We start from the raw sequence: 1,378 nt of genomic DNA on the forward strand, positions 1-1,378 counted from the left end.
GTGATCCAGCCGCACCTTCCGGTACGGCTACCTTGTTACGACTTAGTCCCAATCGCCAGTCCCACCTTCGACGGCTCCCTCCACAAGGGTTGGGCCACCGGCTTCGGGTGTTACCGACTTTCGTGACTTGACGGGCGGTGTGTACAAGGCCCGGGAACGTATTCACCGCAGCGTTGCTGATCTGCGATTACTAGCGACTCCGACTTCATGGGGTCGAGTTGCAGACCCCAATCCGAACTGAGACCGGTTTTTTGGGATTCGCTCCACCTTACGGTTTCGCAGCCCTTTGTACCGGCCATTGTAGCATGCGTGAAGCCCAAGACATAAGGGGCATGATGATTTGACGTCATCCCCACCTTCCTCCGAGTTGACCCCGGCAGTCTTCCATGAGTCCCCACCATAACGTGCTGGCAACATAGAACGAGGGTTGCGCTCGTTGCGGGACTTAACCCAACATCTCACGACACGAGCTGACGACAACCATGCACCACCTGTATACCGACCTAAAAGGGGCACCCATCTCTGGATGTTTCCGATATATGTCAAGCCTTGGTAAGGTTCTTCGCGTTGCATCGAATTAATCCGCATGCTCCGCCGCTTGTGCGGGCCCCCGTCAATTCCTTTGAGTTTTAGCCTTGCGGCCGTACTCCCCAGGCGGGGCGCTTAATGCGTTAGCTGCGGCACGGAACTCGTGGAATGAGTCCCACACCTAGCGCCCAACGTTTACGGCATGGACTACCAGGGTATCTAATCCTGTTCGCTCCCCATGCTTTCGCTTCTCAGCGTCAGTAGTGGCCCAGAGACCTGCCTTCGCCATCGGTGTTCCTCCTGATATCTGCGCATTTCACCGCTACACCAGGAATTCCAGTCTCCCCTACCACACTCTAGTCTGCCCGTACCCACTGCAAGTCCGGGGTTGAGCCCCGGATTTTCACAGCAGACGCGACAAACCGCCTACAAGCTCTTTACGCCCAATAATTCCGGACAACGCTCGCACCCTACGTATTACCGCGGCTGCTGGCACGTAGTTAGCCGGTGCTTCTTCTGCAGGTACCGTCACTTTCGCTTCTTCCCTGCTGAAAGAGGTTTACAACCCGAAGGCCGTCATCCCTCACGCGGCGTCGCTGCATCAGGCTTTCGCCCATTGTGCAATATTCCCCACTGCTGCCTCCCGTAGGAGTCTGGGCCGTGTCTCAGTCCCAGTGTGGCCGGTCGCCCTCTCAGGCCGGCTACCCGTCGTCGCCTTGGTGAGCCATTACCTCACCAACAAGCTGATAGGCCGCGAGCCCATCCCAAACCGAAAAACTTTCCAAACCATGCCCATGCGGGCCAGTTTCGTATCCAGTATTAGACGCCGTTTCCAGCTGCTTATTCCAGA

The 1,378-nt window shown here is 56.9% G+C and carries 1 rRNA gene; it reads right to left on the reverse strand.

Going from position 1 to position 1,378, the window contains the following annotated elements:
- A 16S ribosomal RNA gene (locus B277_RS15465) occupies positions 1 to 1,378 on the reverse strand; the annotation flags it as partial.

The organism is Janibacter hoylei PVAS-1, from assembly GCF_000297495.1.
In the GTDB taxonomy this organism is placed as follows: Bacteria; Actinomycetota; Actinomycetes; order Actinomycetales; family Dermatophilaceae; genus Janibacter; species Janibacter hoylei.